The 237-nt window shown below is 59.1% G+C and carries 1 protein-coding gene; it reads right to left on the bottom strand.

Translation table 11 applies throughout. The annotated features are described in order from the left end of the window. Window positions 1–237 (bottom strand): hypothetical protein (locus tag KVT28_RS26785; RefSeq protein WP_217551349.1); only part of this gene is annotated, 237 nt, incomplete at its 5' end.

Below are 237 nucleotides of genomic sequence, written 5' to 3'. Positions count from 1 at the left end.
CTAGCTCCGCTTCGCGAGACGCCGCACCGTGACGAAGACCGGAAGCAGAGTCCGCCGCGCCGGATGCGTGCCCAAGCGGAGCTTGGGTACGAGGAAAATCAAAAATCCGAAATGTCGCAGTCGCCCAGGGCAGAATCTGGGAACTTCGAGAAGGCGCTCGGCGTCCAACATCGCACTCAATGCTTTGGCTTTTTTGAAAGCGGGAGAGTCGCGATGGCGCTCAAGTTCTTTCGGCGA

It is taken from the genome of Pantoea sp. GbtcB22, from assembly GCF_019091025.1.
Taxonomy (GTDB): domain Bacteria; phylum Pseudomonadota; class Gammaproteobacteria; order Enterobacterales; family Enterobacteriaceae; genus Pantoea; species Pantoea leporis.
Note: the sequence above shows the minus strand (reverse complement) of the source record. Positions and strands in the feature narration are given on the sequence as shown.